This is a genomic window from Aeromonas sp. ZOR0001, assembly GCF_000801015.1.
Taxonomy (GTDB): domain Bacteria; phylum Pseudomonadota; class Gammaproteobacteria; order Enterobacterales; family Aeromonadaceae; genus Aeromonas; species Aeromonas veronii.
In genome coordinates this window covers 21,276-38,155 of record NZ_JRJY01000063.1, presented here as the reverse complement: position 1 = coordinate 38,155, position 16,880 = coordinate 21,276, and the positions used below count along the sequence as shown (strand labels likewise).

The 16,880-nt window shown below is 60.4% G+C and carries 12 protein-coding genes; 5 read left to right on the top strand and 7 right to left on the bottom strand.

Going from position 1 to position 16,880, the window contains the following annotated elements; all coding sequences use genetic code 11:
- The 3 genes from L972_RS21825 to L972_RS08160 form a co-directional block, all read right to left on the bottom strand.
- Nucleotides 1-1,805: MG2 domain-containing protein (locus tag L972_RS21825; RefSeq protein WP_047437471.1), on the bottom strand; the 1,805-nt coding region annotated here is incomplete at its 3' end.
- A gap of 164 nt (nucleotides 1,806-1,969) precedes the next feature.
- Nucleotides 1,970-2,629 carry a DedA family protein gene (locus L972_RS08165; protein WP_005333990.1) on the bottom strand — a complete coding sequence of 220 codons (660 nt, stop codon included), beginning with the start codon at nucleotides 2,627-2,629 and terminating at the stop codon, nucleotides 1,970-1,972.
- A 214-nt stretch (nucleotides 2,630-2,843) separates the two neighbouring features.
- Entirely contained in the window at nucleotides 2,844-4,532 is a 1,689-nt protein-coding gene (locus tag L972_RS08160) for an FAD-dependent oxidoreductase (RefSeq protein WP_047437418.1), read from the bottom strand.
- A gap of 135 nt (nucleotides 4,533-4,667) precedes the next feature.
- On the opposite strand from L972_RS08160, the gene L972_RS08155 reads away from it, so the two are divergent.
- The 3 genes from L972_RS08155 (at nucleotide 4,668) to L972_RS08145 (ending at nucleotide 9,196) form a co-directional block, all read left to right on the top strand.
- The gene (locus L972_RS08155; RefSeq protein WP_047437415.1) at nucleotides 4,668-7,604 is read left to right on the top strand and encodes a sensor domain-containing phosphodiesterase; all 2,937 of its coding nucleotides are present in this window, start codon (nucleotides 4,668-4,670) and stop codon (nucleotides 7,602-7,604) included.
- A 65-nt stretch (nucleotides 7,605-7,669) separates the two neighbouring features.
- Nucleotides 7,670-8,467 (top strand): pyruvate formate lyase 1-activating protein, encoded by a 798-nt coding sequence (gene pflA / locus L972_RS08150; RefSeq protein ID WP_005333994.1) that lies wholly within the window; start codon nucleotides 7,670-7,672, stop codon nucleotides 8,465-8,467.
- A gap of 87 nt (nucleotides 8,468-8,554) precedes the next feature.
- Nucleotides 8,555-9,196 carry an energy-coupling factor ABC transporter permease gene (locus L972_RS08145; protein WP_047437467.1) on the top strand — a complete coding sequence of 214 codons (642 nt, stop codon included), beginning with the start codon at nucleotides 8,555-8,557 and terminating at the stop codon, nucleotides 9,194-9,196.
- Nucleotides 9,197-9,280: 84 nt separating this feature from the next.
- Here L972_RS08145 and L972_RS08140 read toward each other — a convergent pair whose 3' ends face one another.
- Both L972_RS08140 and ycfP read right to left on the bottom strand, forming a co-directional pair.
- Nucleotides 9,281-10,573, bottom strand: a complete 1,293-nt coding sequence (locus tag L972_RS08140; protein WP_005353047.1) for an NAD(P)/FAD-dependent oxidoreductase — start codon at nucleotides 10,571-10,573, stop codon at nucleotides 9,281-9,283.
- A 74-nt stretch (nucleotides 10,574-10,647) separates the two neighbouring features.
- Complete coding sequence (gene ycfP / locus L972_RS08135) at nucleotides 10,648-11,187, bottom strand: alpha/beta hydrolase YcfP (RefSeq protein WP_005334000.1); 540 nt, start codon at nucleotides 11,185-11,187, stop codon at nucleotides 10,648-10,650.
- 505 nt (nucleotides 11,188-11,692) lie between these two features.
- On the opposite strand from ycfP, the gene L972_RS08130 reads away from it, so the two are divergent.
- A complete protein-coding gene (locus L972_RS08130) occupies nucleotides 11,693-13,099 on the top strand; it encodes a nucleobase:cation symporter-2 family protein (protein WP_047437411.1) in 1,407 nt (468 codons plus the stop codon).
- Between the two features lie 61 nt (nucleotides 13,100-13,160).
- On the opposite strand, the gene L972_RS08125 is transcribed toward L972_RS08130, so the two are convergent.
- Nucleotides 13,161-14,957, bottom strand: a complete 1,797-nt coding sequence (locus tag L972_RS08125; RefSeq protein ID WP_047437408.1) for a M3 family oligoendopeptidase — start codon at nucleotides 14,955-14,957, stop codon at nucleotides 13,161-13,163.
- 123 nt (nucleotides 14,958-15,080) lie between these two features.
- Nucleotides 15,081-16,001: a DUF808 domain-containing protein gene (locus L972_RS08120; protein ID WP_047437405.1), complete on the bottom strand. Its 921-nt coding sequence runs from the start codon at nucleotides 15,999-16,001 to the stop codon at nucleotides 15,081-15,083.
- Between the two features lie 251 nt (nucleotides 16,002-16,252).
- Between L972_RS08120 and L972_RS08115 the strand changes: the two genes are divergently transcribed.
- Nucleotides 16,253-16,855, top strand: coding sequence for a DUF924 family protein (locus tag L972_RS08115; protein ID WP_047437403.1), 603 nt, complete (start codon nucleotides 16,253-16,255; stop codon nucleotides 16,853-16,855).
- Nucleotides 16,856-16,880: the final 25 nt, after the last annotated feature.

Genomic DNA, 16,880 nt, shown 5'->3' with positions numbered 1-16,880 from the left:
GGCCAGCCATACTGGGTGCGACTGCGATTGACGGCGCGGCCACCGGGCTCGGCGAGCGACACCCGATAGGCCACCTCCAGCGGCCCGAGGGCGCGCACCCCATCGAGCTCATCAGCAAGCGAAAAAGTCCCCTGCCCCTGCGCATCGAGGGTGAGACTCCGCGCCTCGAGATCCTTGGCCTGCTCGGCGAGCAGTACGTCACCCAGCGTGAACTCCTGCCACTGGGTAAAGGGCATGGTGGCGCGGCTGATCTTCACCTCCGCCTTCGCCTTGGTGGCGCTCGCTGGCGCACCGTAGAGATAGTCCCCCTGCAGTGGCAGAGTGAGCGCCTGTTGCAGGGTCAGCAATTCCCCATCCGGCCCCTTGCCAAGCTGCAGTTTCAAGCGCTCTGGCAGAAACTCCTCCACCAAAAAGGGCCACTCGAAACGACTACCAGCGGCGGTCTTGAGGTTAATGGTCCAGCGCCCGAGCGGCGCATCGTCCGGCAGACGCAAGCCGTAATGGGCCGCGCCAAGATTGTCCGGTAGCAGCCGCTTTTGTTCGAGCAGCTGACCATCCGGCTGTTTCACCTCCAGCTCCACCGCCATCCCCGGCAGCAGCTGGCCATCCTGCCCCTTGAGCAGGATCTCGCTGTCGAGCCGCTCGCCGGGGCGATAAAGGTCGCGCCCGCTAAAGAGATACAACTGCTGGGCCTGCCAGGGCTGGGTGCCGAGATCGAAGGTGGAGAGATCGAGCGCAGCCCCATCGAGACGCAGCACCGCCAGATGGTTGCCCTGCTCGGCCAGCAGCAGGCGAGCCCCCTGCACCTGATCGAAGCGGCGATGACCCTGTGGATCCGTGGTTTGCACCTGCAACCGGTTGCCCTTCTCATCGAGCAGGGAGAGCTGCACATCCTTGAGCGGGTCGGCGCTGGCCAAGGAGCTCACGAACACCTCCAGCTGATCGCGGTAACGGCGTGCACTGAGCCCCATGTCGCTCACCGCGAAATAAGTGGTCTCCTTGCGCCAGTAATAGTTGCCAAGGGGCGACATCACAGCAAAGTAGACGCCAGCCTCGGCCAACTGCGGCTCTTTCACATTAATGAGACGGGTCTCGCGCCGGTTGGCATCGAGCTCCAGCGCATAGCGGCCACTGAACACCCGCTTGGCCCGCTGGGTGATCTGCTCAAGCTCCCAGTTACCCATGCCGGCACCGGGGCGATATTCCGCCAGAAAACGGGGCAGATATTCCGCATCGACCCGGAAGAAGTCGATATTGACCTCATCCACATTGACCGCGCTGATGGGCAGGCGAAGTTCCTGACGCAACGGCAATACCATGCCACTGGCAGTAAAGGAGGCTCCCGCCTCCAGCGGCCGGGTTTTGAGGGTCCAGCTCTGGGGGGATGGGCCCAGCCCCGCCTTGAGGCTCACCTCATAGCTTTTATCGGGCTGAACGTTCGGGAAATAGAGAGTGCGACCATCGTCGGCGAGGATCCATTCCCCCTGCACCTGCTTGCCCCCCTCACTGACCCCGAGCCAGCTCTGCCAATTGGCCTTGGGCGCCAAGGAGCCGGAGAAGACCAGCGCCAGCGCTGGCGCATCGCGGTATTGGCGGGCATTGGCCTGCACTACAGAAGTTGGCGCCCCGGCCTCCTGCTGGGCTGTGGATTCTGTGGTCGATATTTGGCTGGTGGGCTTGGCAGGGCCGCAGCCAGACAGCAAACCGACCACCCCGCAAAGCAGCAGGGTTGACCAGCGGCGGCGCAGAGCGCCGGTTTCAGCGATAGAGCGGTGAGAAGCAGAGGGAGAGTCGAAGAGGCGCATAGGTTCCATCCCGAGTTGGAGCGCTGCAAATGCAGCGTGGCTGGAAACAGGATAAGGCATCCTGCTCACCCGACACAAAGCTCATTACCCGAATGGGCACAATTCCGCCCCCTGCAGCACGAGAACCCCCTTGCCCACCGATCCAGTGCGGCAAGGGTTGTCATCTAGTCGTGGCTGGTCTCGTTTTTTGCTCCGCCTTTGAACCAGCGAAACAGGATGGCCATGACGGCCGCCAGAAACAGCACCAGCGAGGTAATCAGCAGGGCCCGGGTCAACAGTTCGCTGTGGTGGAGAAAGAAGGGGGTATTCATCGCCAGCTTGCCCACCAAACTGAGGCAGAGCGCCCACATAAAGGCACTGGCAAAGCTGGCCACGCACATCCGCAGCACGCTCAGGCGGCCAATCCCCATCAGCATGGGGGTCAGCACCCGCACAAACGGGATAAAACGGGAGGAGAACATCGCCAGAAAACCGTACTTTTTCAGCAGCCTGGTCGCCTTGGGCAGGCTGTCGGGAGGCAACATCCGTTCGATATGATCCATAAAGCGGGTGCGCTGCAGTGCCCGTCCCTGCCAGTAGGCGAGCACGGAACCTATTCCAGCAGCCAACGGCAGATAAATAAGTGTTACTTCAGGGCCAAACACCCCCATGCCAACCAACCCACCGGCCAGCAGTACCAGGCTGTCCCCCGGCAGGGGCAGGAAGACGAATGCGGACTCCAGCAGCAGTACCAGCATCAGGCAACTGATCAGCAGGGGTACCGCCTGCATCTGAACCAGGGCGTCAAAATCCTGATGCCAAATGGCCATCAGCATATCCAGCATGTCACTCTCCCTACTACACGGTTCATCATGAACGAGGCAAGGGTTATAGCACCCATCCCCTGAACAAAACGTTAATTTTGTCCGGCACAGGAAATAAAGTGTGTCGAAATATTGCTGCAATTAGGGAATGCAAGGAGGGCAAACAGCAGAAACAAAAAGCCCCTCATCTTGCACGCACAAGGGAGAGGGGCAAACAGGCACAGAAATAAAACGGTTACTCGGCGGTGGCCATCTGCCAGGTTTTAAAGCCGCCGGAGAGATTCTTCACTTTAAAGCCGTGCTGGCTCAGCAAGCGGCAGGCGACATGGCCGCGCAGCCCGACCTGACAGCTGATCAGCAGCTCTTTCTCTTTGGGCAACTCATGGAGGCGACCACGCAACTCGTCGAGGGGGATATGCAGTGCCCCCGGAATGCGGCCCAGCTTGTCGAGCTCCGGGCTATTGCGCACATCCACCACCAGCTGATGGGGGTTACGAGCCTGTACCTCGGCCACGTGGCAGAGCAGGGTGTCCCCCTTCAGGTGGTTGCTTGCCACAAAGCCCGCCATGTTGATCACATCCTTGGCCGAGCCGAACGGCGGCGCATAGGTGAGCTCCAGATCCTGCAGGTCAAACACGGTGAGACCGGCACGTTGAGCTACCGCCAGCACATCGATGCGCTTGTCGATGCCATCCTTGCCGATGGCCTGGGCGCCATAAATCTTGCCATCCGGGGCAAACAGCAGCTTGAGGCTGACCGGATGTGCGCCCGGGTAGTAACCGGCGTGGCTGCCCGGATGGACATAAACCTTCTCGAACGGCAATCCCAGTTGCACCAGTCGCTTCTCGTTGAGGCCAGTGCTGGCCACCGCCAGATCGAACAGCTTGCAGATGGCGGTCCCTTGCGTCTTCTTGTAGGTTTCGCTTCGGCCCAGCATATTGTCGGCGGCGATGCGCCCCTGCCGGTTGGCCGGGCCCGCCAGCGGGATCAGCACAGATTCGCCGGTGACGAAGTCAATCTCTTCCACCGCATCCCCCACCGCATAGATGAAGGGATCCGAGGTACGCATCCCGGCATCCACCTTGATGCCGCCCCGCGGGCCCAGCTCCAACCCCGCTTTGGCGGCGAGCAGGGTTTCCGGCTTGACGCCGATGGCGAGGATCAGCAGGCCGGTATCAAGATGGGAACCGTCATTAAGGGTCAGGCGCAGGCCACCGCTTTTGGCGGTCGGCACGGCGGAGGTTTTCTCGGCAGGCAGATCCAGACTCTCGATGGCGGTGAGGCCGGTGCGAAGGCGCAGGTCGATCCCCTCTTCCCGGATGCGGGCATGGAGCATGTTGGCCATCTCCTTGTCCACCGGTGCCATCACCTGATCGGCCAGCTCCAGCAATGTGACATCCAGCTTGCGCTGGTGCAGCGCCTCCATCATCTCCAGCCCGATAAAGCCGCCGCCCACCACAGTAACGTGGCGCGGCTGATCGTGATGCAGGGCCGCCAGAATGCGATCCATATCCGGGATGTTGCGCAGGGTATAGACATGGGGGCTGTCGATACCGGGGAAGGGAGGACGGATCGGCGCCGCCCCCGGGCTCAGCAGCAGCACATCGTAATGCTCGCGCTGCTCTTCACCGGTTTGCAGGTTGCGCACCAGCAAGGTCTTGCCCGCCTTGTCGATCTCGATCACATCGTGGAAGACCCGCACATCGACGTTGAAACGGCGCTTGAAACTCTGGGGAGTCTGCAGCAGCAAGGCATCCCGGTCGGGGATATCGCCCCCGATGTGATAGGGCAGACCGCAGTTGGCGAAGCTGACAAACTCGCCCCGCTCGAACATCACGATCTCTGCCTCTTCACTCAAACGACGAGCACGAGCCGCCGCCGATGCGCCCCCCGCGACACCACCGATAATCAGGATCCGTTTCATCTGCAAGACTCCTCATACATGATAATGGGCAATAAATTAGGCTTTTCTAATTTAGAATTCAATGAAATTTTGTTTCACACCATTTTGCAGTATTCTTGCAACCCCGACGGTTGCTTAACAGGATGTTGTTTGTTCATGTCGTCTACCGCACTCAGTCATCTTCCTCCTGCCCTCCAGACGCCGCTTTTTTTTCGTCTGGATCTGCGCAGTCAACGGCTGGTCGCCCTGACCGACGTGATGCAAACCCCGCTCTACTGGCTCGACGAACCGCGTGCCCCCTGGCCTGCCCAGCTACCCGATGCCCTGCGCCTGCCCATCGAACAACTGCTGGCCAACGGCCATGGCGGCAAGATCACCGTGCGCTTTGCCAGCCAGCTCTGGCACATCGCCCTCGCTCACGAGCAGGATGGCTTCTGGCTCATCTGTCTGCAGAACCTTCGCCAGGAGCCCATCGCCGATCTGGCATTGCAACTGCCGCGCCTCAGCCAGATGGCGAGCCAGCAACAGTATGCGCCCCTGCTCGAGGCCCTTAAAGAGAGCTTGGGGGCCGATCGGCTCATCCTCTGGCACTATCAGGCCAATGGCGATCTCGGCAGCGAGCAACTCACCCCGGTGTTCACCCTGGGGGTCGAGGCGCTCTACCCCATTCGTGGTGACAGCCGCTATATCCGCGCCCTGCGTACCCGCAAATCGTTGAGTTTCTCGGAAGCGGCCCACCAGCCGATGCTGAGCAATCACCTCTATCTGACCAGTGCCGGTGTGCGCTCACGCCTCGATGGTGCCCTGCTGGAGCAGGACAAGCTGTTCGGGGTGCTGAGTCTGGAGTATCTCGATCCCACACCGCTTAGCGAGGAGATGTTGCAGCTGGTGCGCAGCAGCGCCCAGCTGCTCGGCCACTGGCAACCGCAACCGGAAGAGCACCGCGCTGAGCTGGCCCTCCCGCCCGAACTGCACCAGCAGACCGGCATCGACTACTGCAAGACGCTGGTAAGCTGGGCCATGAGCGCCAGCGGTGCCCGGGTGGGCTGGATCGGCGAGTTCCAGCCCCGCGGTCAGGATCTCTGGATCATCCCCCGCTGCGTCATCAACGAGGAGATCTGCTCCACCCTCAAGCCCATCCAGCTCGACCCCGGCCCCGCTCAGGAGCTGTTCCAGCATGGTCAGGCCATCTATGTGGAAGATCTGCCCGTGCGCTATCCCAAGGCGACCCGGCTGCTTGCCCTCAATGCCAGCGCCTACATCGGCATTCCGCTCCATGGTCAAAGCGGCGCCCCCATTGGCCAGATCACCCTGCTGCTCGATACCCCCCTTGAGGAGCCCGAACAGCTGCTGGATCTGTTGAGCAGCCAGCACGAGCGGGCCGCCATCGAACTCAAGCGCCTCGCCACCGACGATGCCCTGCGGCTGGCCGAGGTAGCCTTTAATACCCACGATGGGCTGATTGTGATGGATCACAACGGCATCATCCTCAAGGTCAACCACTCCTTCAGCCGGATCACCGGATTTGGCGAGGTAGAGGTGATCGGTCACTCCATTCGCAAGCTGCGCCCCACCTACTACGGGGATCATCTCAAGGAAGATGTCAGCCGCACCGTCAACGAGCAGGAGTTCTGGCTCGGTGAAGAGCGCTGTCTGCACAAGGATGGGCACCTCTTTCCGGTGCGCTTGATGGTGAACGGCGTCAAGGATGAGCAGGGGGAGCTCAGCCACTTCATCTGCAGCTTCTACGACATCACCCAGGAAAAAGAGGCGGCCAGACATATCGAGCAGCTCGCCTACTACGACGATCTCTGCGGTCTGCACAACCGCCGCAGCCTCAACCATATTTTGCAGCAGACCCTGAGCGCCACCAACGGCCAGTGGGGCGCCCTGCTGCTGGTGGATCTCGACAACTTCAAGTCGATCAACGACTCCCTCGGTCACGCCTGCGGCGATCTGTTGCTGCAGGCCGTGGTGCAGCGTTTCAGGGAACTGCCTCAGGACAATCTGGTGCAGGCGCGCATCTCGGGGGATGAGTTTGCCCTGCTCTTTACCCAGCTGGGACAAGGGGAAGTCACCGCCAAAATTCTGGCAGAGCACTTCGCCCGCGAGCTGATGGGGCTGTTTCGCACCCCGTTCGACATCGGCGATCACAAACTGCACTGCAGCGCCTCGGTGGGGATCAGCCTCTTCTCCGGCAACGAGACGGATCATCTGGTCCTGATGCAACAGGCCGACACCGCAACCCACATGGCCAAGCGCGCCGGTCAGGGCCACTACGTCTTCTTTACCGAGGCGATGGCCCAGCATGAGAAGAACCGGCTGACCCTTACCAATGAGCTGCGCGATGCCCTGCGTCACCACGAGCTGCAACTCCACTACCAACCGCAATACCGGGTCGACAATGGCTCGCTGTCGGGTATCGAGGCGCTGCTGCGCTGGCAGCGCAGCGACGGCACCATGGTACCGCCCGGGGAGTTTATCCCCATCGCCGAAGAGACCAGCCTGATCCTCGAAATCGGCTACTGGGTGATGAAGACCGCCTGCGCCCAATACAGCTTCTGGCTCAACCGTGGCCTGCAGATCCCCCATCTGTCGGTCAACGTCAGTGCCCGCCAGTTCCACACCCAGGGCTTCGTACAACAGGTAGAGTACATCTTGCGCGACACCGGTGTGCCCCCCTCCCGCCTGCTGCTGGAGGTGACCGAATCGGTAGTATTGGAGAATCGGCAGGAGAGTATTGCCAGAATGCGCCAGCTCAAGGAGCTCGGCATCCTCATCTCCATCGATGACTTCGGCACCGGCTACTCGTCGCTGGCCTATCTGCGGGATCTGCCCGCCGATGAGGTGAAGCTGGACAGAAGCTTCATTCAGACCCTGGTACACAGCGAACAGGACAGAGCCATCGTCAAGGCGATACTCGATCTGGCCCAGGTCTTTCGTTTTACCGTCACCGCCGAAGGGGTGGAAGAGGAGGCGCAGCTGGCCATCCTCAAAGCACTGGGATGCCAGCATTATCAAGGGTTTCTCACCAGTCGGCCGCTCACCGTCAAGGGGCTGGAGCAGCTGCTTGGCAGCCGGGCGCCGGACTAAAGGTGTAGGATCAATAGGGGTTTATGTAATAAAATAACGGCCTGCTCGAATCGTTGGAGTTGTTTATGTCTGTCATTAATCGGATCCCTGCCGTTGAAATCAGCCAGCCAGCCGGAGCTCACGGCACCGTTGGCCGGATCCATTCCGTCGAAACCTGCGGCACTGTCGATGGCCCGGGAATACGCTTTATCGTATTCATGCAAGGCTGCCTGATGCGCTGCAAGTACTGCCACAACCGCGATACCTGGGATACCGAAGGTGGCCGCGAAGTGACCGTACCGGAGTTGATGAGTGACATCACCAGCTATCGCCACTTCATGAATGCCTCCGGCGGTGGCGTGACAGCGTCCGGCGGTGAAGCCATGCTGCAACCCGCTTTCATTACCGAACTCTTTACCGCCTGCAAAGAGAAAGGGATCCACACCTGTCTCGACACCAACGGCTTCGTCCGTCATCTCGACGAACAGGTGGACAAGCTGCTCGACCAGACCGATCTGGTGCTGCTAGACATCAAACAGATCAATGACGAGAAACACATTCCACTGACCCACGTCAGCAACAGATACACCCTGGAGTTTGCCCGCTATCTGGCGGCCAAAGGCAAGACCATGTGGATCCGCTACGTGGTGGTACCGACCTGGAGCGATGACGACGAGAGCGCCGAAGGGCTGGGTCAGTTCATCGCCGAGCTGGGCGAGAGCGTGGAGAAGGTGGAGCTGCTCCCCTACCATGAGCTCGGCAAACACAAGTGGGATGTGCTGGGCGACCCGTACGAGCTGAGCGGGATCAAGCCCCCCAGCAAGGAGACCATGGAACGGGTCAAGGGCATCCTCGGCAAGTACCACAACAACGTCAAATATTGATGGTAAAAGCAGGCTGATCCGTCAGCCTGCTCTGCTATGGGCGGTCGGGAAGACCGCCCGGACTCTACTGCATGAATGGACGACAAGATGAGTGAAGGACAACTCGCCGCCCTCCTGGTCTGGCTGGTACTGCTGGCCTTCAGCCTGCGCCGCTCCCTGTGGCAAACCCTCCATGACAACCCCCTCTATCAACACCTGCTGCTGGGCAGTGCCATCGCGCTGGTGCCGCTCTGGTATCTAAGGGCCGGCCTGCATGAGGGGCTGGAGGTCCATTTTCTCGGGCTCACCTCCCTCACCCTGCTGCTGGGCTGGCGGCTGGCGTTGCTCGCCCCCTGTCTGACCCTGCTGGTGCTCGGTTACTTCGGTGTCACTAATCTGGCCGATTTTGGCTGGCAGGCACTGGTGGGCATCGCCCTGCCGGTAGCCACCAGCTGGCTGCTGTTTCTGGCCAGCTGGGCCTGGCTGCCGCGCCATCTCTTTGTCTATATCTTCGTGGCCGCCTTTCTCGGCGGCGCCATCACCATCTCGGTCAAGGTGGCCGCCAGTGCGTTGCTGATGGGGCTCAGTCACAGCTACCCCTGGCACACCATCACGGCGGATTATCTCTCCATCTGGCCACTGCTGCTGTTCCCCGAAGCTCTGCTCAACGGCATGGCGATGACGGTGCTGGCCATCTACCGCCCTCACTGGGTCAATACCTTTTTCGACCGCACCTATCTGGGCAAGTAACGCTCTCTTTCCTGATCTGCGCCCATAAAAAAGGAGAGGCCATCGCCTCTCCTTTTGGTATTCCGAATTCTGTCAAACCTTGGCTTAGTGCAGCTTCAGGGTCGGGCGCAGTACCCGGTTGATGCGACCCACCAGCATGATGAGGCCGGTCTTGACGTAGCCGTGCAGGGCGATCTGGTGCATCCGGTAGAGGGAGATGTAGACCAGACGGGCAATGTAGCCCTCCACCATCATGGAGCCGCGCATCAGGTTACCCATCAGGCTGCCCACGGTGGAGAAGCGGCTGAGGGAGACCAGCGAACCGTGGTCGTGGTAGAGGTAGGGCTTCATCTCGCCGCCGTTCATCTTGGCCAGAATGTTCTTGAATGCCTGGCTGGCCATCTGGTGGGCAGACTGGGCGCGCGGCGGCACGAACTTGCCATCCGGCTGCGGGCAGGCTGCGCAGTCACCGATAACGAAGATGTTCTCGTCACGGGTAGTCTGCAGGGTCTCTTTCACCACCAGCTGGTTGATGCGATTGGTCTCAAGACCAGCGATATCCTTCATGAAATCCGGAGCCTTGATACCGGCCGCCCACACCATCAGGTCAGCTTCAATCAGCTCGCCATCCTTGGTGTGCAGACCGTCGCTGGTCGCTTCGGTGATCATGGTGGCGGTACGCACGTCCACACCCAGCTTGACCAGCTCCTGATGGGCGGCGCCGCTGATGCGCTCCGGCAGAGCCGGCAGAATGCGCGGGCCCGCTTCCACCAGGGTCACCTTCAGGCTGTCGGTGGTGAGGTTCTTGAAACCGTAGGCGTAGAGCTGCTCGACCGCATTGTAGAGCTCGGCAGAGAGCTCAACGCCGGTTGCGCCGCCGCCAACGATGGCAATCTTCACTTTGTCGCCCGGCTGATATTCGGTGGCGAACTGCAGGAAGCGGTTCATCATGCTGTTGTGGAAACGGTGCGCCTGGGAGGGGCTATCGAGGAAAATACAGTTATCCTTGATGCCCTTGGTGTTGAAGTCGTTGGAGACAGAACCGATGGCCATCACCAGATAGTCGTAGGGCAGCTCGCGCTCGTTGACCACGATGTCGCCATTGTCGTCGTGGATCGGGGCCAGCACGATGCGTTTATCGTCACGCTTGATGTCGGTCAGGGTGCCGAGCTGGAAGTCGAAACCGTGGTTCTTGGCGTGAGACTGGTAGCTCAGGGCATCGATGCCCGCGTCCATGGAGCCGGTGGCCACTTCGTGCAGCAGGGGTTTCCACAGGTGGGTGCGGTTGCGATCGACCAGAGTGATCTTGGCCTTGTTCTTCTTGCCAAGCTTGCGACCCAGACTGGTGGCCAGCTCCAGGCCACCGGCGCCGCCGCCTACAACGACAATATTCATCATGATGATTTTCCTCGGTTCCTCAAAACGAAAGGGAGCCATTGGCTCCCTAAAACGAAATCGGTCGACGTGATGGATCAGGCTTCTTTGAAGGCCTTCATCCGCTGCAGATGATGCGAGATATTTTTGAACTTATGAGTCTCGCGCTCATCCCACACGATGTCGTAATAGTTCTTCAATTCACGTTCAGTGTCCCGATTATCGCGCACTTCATCCTGAACGGAAAGGATACACAGGCAGTTTCCTGAATTTTTCTTACGAAATTCAGTTACACACTTGGTACCGATATCGTCATATTCTTCCGGCCGGTCGATCTTGCCCTGCATGTTCTCTTCCGGATGGAGGTTGGGGTTGAAGATCACTTGGCGAATGCCGCACAGAAAGCCGATCCGCTCGCTCCAATAGCCACCAAGACCCACGCCGCAGATCAGCGGTTTGGGATCGGTACTCATATCGAGCTGTTTTTTCACTTCCTTGAGCAGATGGCTCATATCATGACGGGGGTGAACCGTGCTGTAGTGCACGAAACGCACATCATCATCAATAAACTGCAACTGCAGCACTTTCTCGTGATTGCCTGGGCTGGTGGCATCAAAGCCATGCAGATAGATGATCATGGATAAGACCTCAGGATCTGTGTCAGTTTTATCGAAACTACCCCAGCGGCGGCCCCGTGCGCCACCAAAACATCCAACTTTCTTGCTTTGGATCACGCCCCCGCCCCCGATTGCGCCCTGCGGCCCGCGAGCGCCGTCACATGCAGAGGGGCGCATTGCGAGCAACGTTATGGTGCCCGGCTATCAAAGTGAGATCGCCAGACCGATAATGATAAACCCCTTACCAATCTGAGATGCCCCCACCTCTTTCCCCTGCCAACAGCCGGACACTTATCTGGCCGGTATGTGACTCATCCCGCAAAAACAAGGCGTTATCGCCAAACGTTTTCTCTCGTGAGCGGCGTTGTGCATGTTTTGTGCACTGACCCGTGCTGCACCGGATCCCTCTCACTACTGCAGAGGGAGCTGGCACCTCTGTCAATACACGAGATCAATGACCGGGAAAGCTGCGGCTTTCACTATCTTGCCTGTAGCAGTTGCGCGGGCTTCAAGGAGTGATCTGTTCATGAACGAGACCAATCCCCCCTCCCCCCGACCGGGTGTGCGCAAGCGCCCGGTGGATGAAGTGGAGCGCATGCTCCCCATGGGCCAACTCTTTACCCTGGGCCTGCAACATGTGCTGGTGATGTACGCCGGCGCCGTGGCGGTGCCACTGGTGATTGGCGGCAGTCTGGGGCTGCCCAAGGATCAAATCTCCTACCTCATCAGTTCGGATCTCTTCTGCTGCGGCATCGTCACCCTGCTGCAATGTGTCGGGATTGGCCGCTTTGCCGGGATCCGGCTGCCGGTCATCATGTCGGTCACCTTTGCCGCCGTGATGCCCATGCTGGCCATCGGAGCCAACCCGGATCTGGGGCTGACGGGCATCTTCGGCGCCACCATCGCCGCCGGTATCATCTCGACCCTGCTGGTGCCGCTGATAGGTCGGCTGATGCCACTCTTCCCCACCGTCGTCACCGGGGTGGTTATCACCTCCATCGGGATCAGCATCATGCAGGTGGGGATCGACTGGATGGCGGGGGGCAAGGGTAATCCGGAATATGGCAGCCTGCGCTATATCGGCACCAGCTTTCTGGTGCTCGTCTTTATCCTGCTGGTGACCCGCTTCACCAAGGGCTTTTTCAGCAATATCTCGGTGCTGCTCGGGATCATCTTCGGTTTCGCGGTGGCCATCGCCATGGGCGAAGTAAGCCTCGATGACCTCGGCGAGGCAGCCTGGTTTGCCCCCATAGTGCCCTTCGCCTTCGGCTGGCCCACCTTCGATCCCATCTCCATCGCCACTCTGACGGTGATCATGCTCATCACCTTTATCGAATCCATGGGGATGTTTCTGGCCCTTGGCGACATCGTCGGCCATCCGGCCAGGCGCGGTGATATCGTACGCGGGCTGCGGGTGGATGGCATCGGCACCATTATTGGTGGGATATTCAACAGCTTCCCCCACACCTCCTTCTCCCAGAATATCGGTCTGGTGAGCGTGACCGGGGTATCGAGTCGCTGGGTCTGCGTGATGTCGGGGGGGATCCTGCTCGCCTTTGGCCTCATCCCCAAGATGTCGGTGCTGGTCGCCTCCATCCCGCCCTTCGTGCTGGGGGGCGCCGGTATCGTGATGTTCGGTATGGTACTGGCCACCGGCATTCGCATCCTGGCGCGCACCGATTACAACAGCAACCGCCACAACCTCTATATCGTTGCCATCAGTCTCGGAATTGGCATGATCCCGACGGTCTCCGGGAATTTTTTCCAACAGCTTCCGGCGCAGCTACAACCGCTTTTTCATAGCGGTATTCTGTTGGCCACCATCAGCTCGGTGCTGCTCAACCTCTTCTTCAACGGCTATCAGCCGGATCTGACTCACCAGACCCGCCCCCTGTTCGTTGGCCCCATCAAACCGCAGCAAGAGCAGGCATAACAAACAGGCCCCGGACAGCGAGACTGTCCGGGGCCTGTTGTTCATATCACCGCTGACCCAATCAGGCAGGCAACTGCGCGAAGCGCTCTATCGCCTGCGCTACTTGTGCCAGACTCCCCTGCCAGAAGGCGGCCTCACGGATATCCTGCCCCAGATGCTTGGCTACCAGATCTTCGGCGCTCATCCGGCCGGTATCGCGCAACAAGGCGCGATAGGCCTCGGCCACGCCCTCTTCCCCCGCCGCCTTGCGGCTCATCAACTGCTGATAGACCCCGAGGCTGAACAGATAACCGAACAGATAGGGGTAGTTGTAAAAGCCCAGCCCGGCGATGGAGAAGTGCGCCTTGGCCGCCCAGAACATGGGGTGATAGCGGGTAAGACTCCCCTCATACCAGCGCCCCCATGCCTCGTCAGTCAACGCCTTGAGTCGCTCTGCCGACACATAACCCTGCGCCCGCTCGGCCACCAAGGCCTGCTCGAAATCGAAGCGAGCCGGGATATTGACCAGGAAGGTGGCTGCGCCATCGGCCTCCGCCCAGGTGATGGCCAGCTGCTCTTCCGGGCTTTGCGCCTGCTCGAACAGGGCGCTGCGCACCAGGGTTTCGGCGAAGATGGAGGCGGTCTCCGCCAGCGTCATGGGGTAGCTGCGTTGACTCATCGGCAGATCGCGGATCACCCAGTTGTGCCAGGCATGGCCCAGCTCATGGGCCAGCGTAATGACATTGTCCATGGTGCCGGCATAGGTGACGAAGACCCGCGGTTCGACCGGTTCGGCAAACTTGGTGCAGTAGGCGCCGGTGCGGCGATTTGGCGTGGGCGCAGCATCAATCCACCCCTTCTCGGCCATCATCCGGGCAAATGCCCCCATCTCGGGATCGAATCGGCTAAAGGCATCGGCAATCAACTCGATCGCCTCATCAAAAGGAATGTCACGGCTGCTGGAAGCTGGCGGCGGTGCAAAGAGATCCTCCGGCCCCAGATCGTCGAGACCAAGGCGCTCGGCCATAAGCTCCAGCGCCCGCTGGCCCAACCCACGGGCTCGCCAGGTTTCGCTTATCAGGGCATCGAGGGTGGCACGCTCGATATGACTCTGGTGGCAGGAGAGATCCAGCGCATCGAGCACACGGGTTTTACCGCGCTGACGGGCCAGTTCCAGCCGCCAGCCGTTGAGGGCATTGAGGATAGCGGCAACCGTCTCCTGCTCCCCTTCCCAACCGGCGCTGATGGCATCAAAGGCTTCTAAACGCAGCGCACGTATCGGGCTGGAGAGCAGATTGCTCGCCTCGGCCAGCCCCATCTCGCGGCCATCAATGGTTAACCGGATCTTGCCCACCAGATCGTTGTAGAGGTTGCCCCAGGCGTGCAGACCATCGGTGCCCAGACCGATCACCAGCTGCTCCGCCGCCACCGGCAAGCGCTGATCCTGCAAACGACGCTCGTGGCGCAGGCGGTACGCCTCTTCACCGAGCAGCGGATCCACCATCAGCGCGGCGAATTCCTCTTCCGGCAACGCCAGCATCAGATCTTCCACCGGCGCCAGGGTCTTGAACAGATCGGCATTAAGGGCGCGAGCACGGGACGCCAGCTGTTTGGCCTGCGGATCCCGCGCATCCTGACTGCCACGGCAGGCGGCCAGAATGGCGACGTTCCAGCCGACATGGCGAATATCGCTGGCGCGCAGCCGCACTTCCCGCAAAAAATCCTGCAGCGCTGCGTCATCGCCGCGCACCCCGTCCAGACCTGCCATATAGCTGGCCAGCTCTTCCAGCGCGTGGCGAGCAGCGCGCATGTCCGCTTCCAGCTCCGGGCTGTCGAGGCCCGGGTAGATATGGTCGTTATTCCACTGTTGTTGATACATAGCTTCTCGCAAAGGCCTTTATCGGGAGGCGCAACAGACCTGCGGGCAGCAAGTCCGAAACCGGGCAACCCGAAGGCCAAAAAATGAAGAGAGGAAAAAAGAGACAATGGCCCGCAAGCTCGCTTATACCTTGGCCGGGGCAAGACGGCTCACCAGCGTCATCACAGCAACCAGCAGCAGACCCACCACCACACCGGCCACGGCGTTGAGCAGAGTCGGCGTCACCGCCGCCAGTACGGCCCCCACTGTGGGCAGGGTGGCGACAACGGCGGCGGCACCTTCAATCAGGTGATGGGCAAAGGGCCAGCCATGCACCAGAATGCCGCCGCCCACCATAAACATGGCGATCGTCCCTACCAGTGCCAGCAGGTGCATCAGACGGGGCGCAGTCACCAGCAGTCCCTGCCCCACCGCGCGGCGCAGGGCGCTGCCATCGGTTTTTTGCAGCAGATGCAGACCGATGTCATCGAGCTTGACGATCAGCCCCACCAACCCGTAGACCCCGATGGTCATCAGCAGGGCGATGCCCGCCACTACCGAGAGCTGCAGCGCGAGGCTTGCTCCCTGTACCGTGCCAAGGGCGATAACGATGATCTCGGCAGAGAGAATAAAATCGGTGCGGATCGCTCCCTTCACCTTCTGCTGCTCGAAGGCCACCAGATCATCGGGAATGAGGGCTGTATGTGCCTCCCCCTCGCTCACTTCATGAGACAGGAACTTGTGGGCCAGCTTCTCGGCCCCCTCAAAGCAGAGGTAGGCACCTCCCAGCATCAAGAGCGGCGTGATAAGCCAGGGCACTAGGGCACTGATGGCGATGGCGGCGGGCACCAAAATCAGCTTGTTGCGAAATGACCCCTTAGCCACCGCCCACACCACCGGCAACTCCCGCTCGGCGCGCACCCCGGAGACCTGCTCCGCGTTGAGGGCCAGATCATCACCCAACACCCCGGCGGTCTTCTTGGCCGCCATCTTGGTCATCAGCGCCACGTCATCGAGCACGCTGGCGATATCGTCGAGCAGGGCCAACAAACTGGTTCCGGCCATATCAAAGATTCCTTATATCAGTGAGAACAACACCGCGAGAGAGATGTACATCCCGATAACCACCAGGGTCAACAGGACCACCTCATGGCGATCGCAGGCCATCATCGGCCGAGCCAAAAATCCGGCGCTCGCCATCGGGGGGTTACGTCTTTCGGGCAAAAGATGGCACAGTGTAACGAGAAGCCGCCGTTTCGGCAGCACCCCTGAGCCATTTGTTCCTGGTTCCCTCTGAATCACCTCAAGGAGTTCCCATGCAACCCTGGCAACCTCTGCTCGCTTTCTGGTTTGGCGACGAAGCCGATGATGTCCTGCGGGCCACACGGCAAGCCCCGCTCTGGTGGGGAAAAAGCAGCGAAACAGATGCCCTGCTGGCCAGCCGCTTTGGCGAACAGGCAGAGGCGGCAGCCGAGGGCAGCCTCGCCCACTGGGCCGATCTCCCCAGCGGTCGGCTGGCGCTGATCCTGCTGCTTGACCAGCTGCCCCGCAATATCCATCGCGGCACGCCTGCGGCCTTTGCCCAGGATCCGCTAGCAAGGGATCTCTGCCTGAAAGGGCTATCCATCGGGGCGGACAAATCCCTCTCGCCACTGGAGCGGGTCTTCTTCTATCTGCCGCTGGAACATGCAGAATCCCGCGAACAACAGGCCAGAAGTGTGGCCCTGTTCGAGGCACTCGCTGCCGAGCAGGCTGGCACACCGGCGCAAGCGACCTTCGCAGGATTTGCCGACTTTGCCCGCCGTCATCAGGTGATCATCGAACGCTTTGGCCGCTTCCCCCACCGCAACGACATTCTGGGTCGCACCAGCACACCGGAAGAGGCGACATTTTTGCAGCAACCGGGCTCAGGCTTCTAAGCAAGCCATATAAAAAAATCCCCGC

Bases quoted from the DNA above. Each gene is read 5' to 3' on its own strand.
- L972_RS08145 (WP_047437467.1), top strand. From the start codon at position 8,555: ATGAGTGAAGGACAACTCGCCGCCCTCCTGGTCTGGCTGGTACTGCTG.
- L972_RS08155 (WP_047437415.1), top strand. From the start codon at position 4,668: ATGTCGTCTACCGCACTCAGTCATCTTCCTCCTGCCCTCCAGACGCCG.
- L972_RS08130 (WP_047437411.1), top strand. From the start codon at position 11,693: ATGAACGAGACCAATCCCCCCTCCCCCCGACCGGGTGTGCGCAAGCGC.
- L972_RS08165 (WP_005333990.1), bottom strand. From the start codon at position 2,629: ATGCTGGATATGCTGATGGCCATTTGGCATCAGGATTTTGACGCCCTG.
- L972_RS08120 (WP_047437405.1), bottom strand. From the start codon at position 16,001: ATGGCCGGAACCAGTTTGTTGGCCCTGCTCGACGATATCGCCAGCGTG.
- L972_RS08115 (WP_047437403.1), top strand. From the start codon at position 16,253: ATGCAACCCTGGCAACCTCTGCTCGCTTTCTGGTTTGGCGACGAAGCC.
- ycfP (WP_005334000.1), bottom strand. From the start codon at position 11,187: ATGATCATCTATCTGCATGGCTTTGATGCCACCAGCCCAGGCAATCAC.
- L972_RS08140 (WP_005353047.1), bottom strand. From the start codon at position 10,573: ATGATGAATATTGTCGTTGTAGGCGGCGGCGCCGGTGGCCTGGAGCTG.
- L972_RS08125 (WP_047437408.1), bottom strand. From the start codon at position 14,957: ATGTATCAACAACAGTGGAATAACGACCATATCTACCCGGGCCTCGAC.
- pflA (WP_005333994.1), top strand. From the start codon at position 7,670: ATGTCTGTCATTAATCGGATCCCTGCCGTTGAAATCAGCCAGCCAGCC.
- L972_RS08160 (WP_047437418.1), bottom strand. From the start codon at position 4,532: ATGAAACGGATCCTGATTATCGGTGGTGTCGCGGGGGGCGCATCGGCG.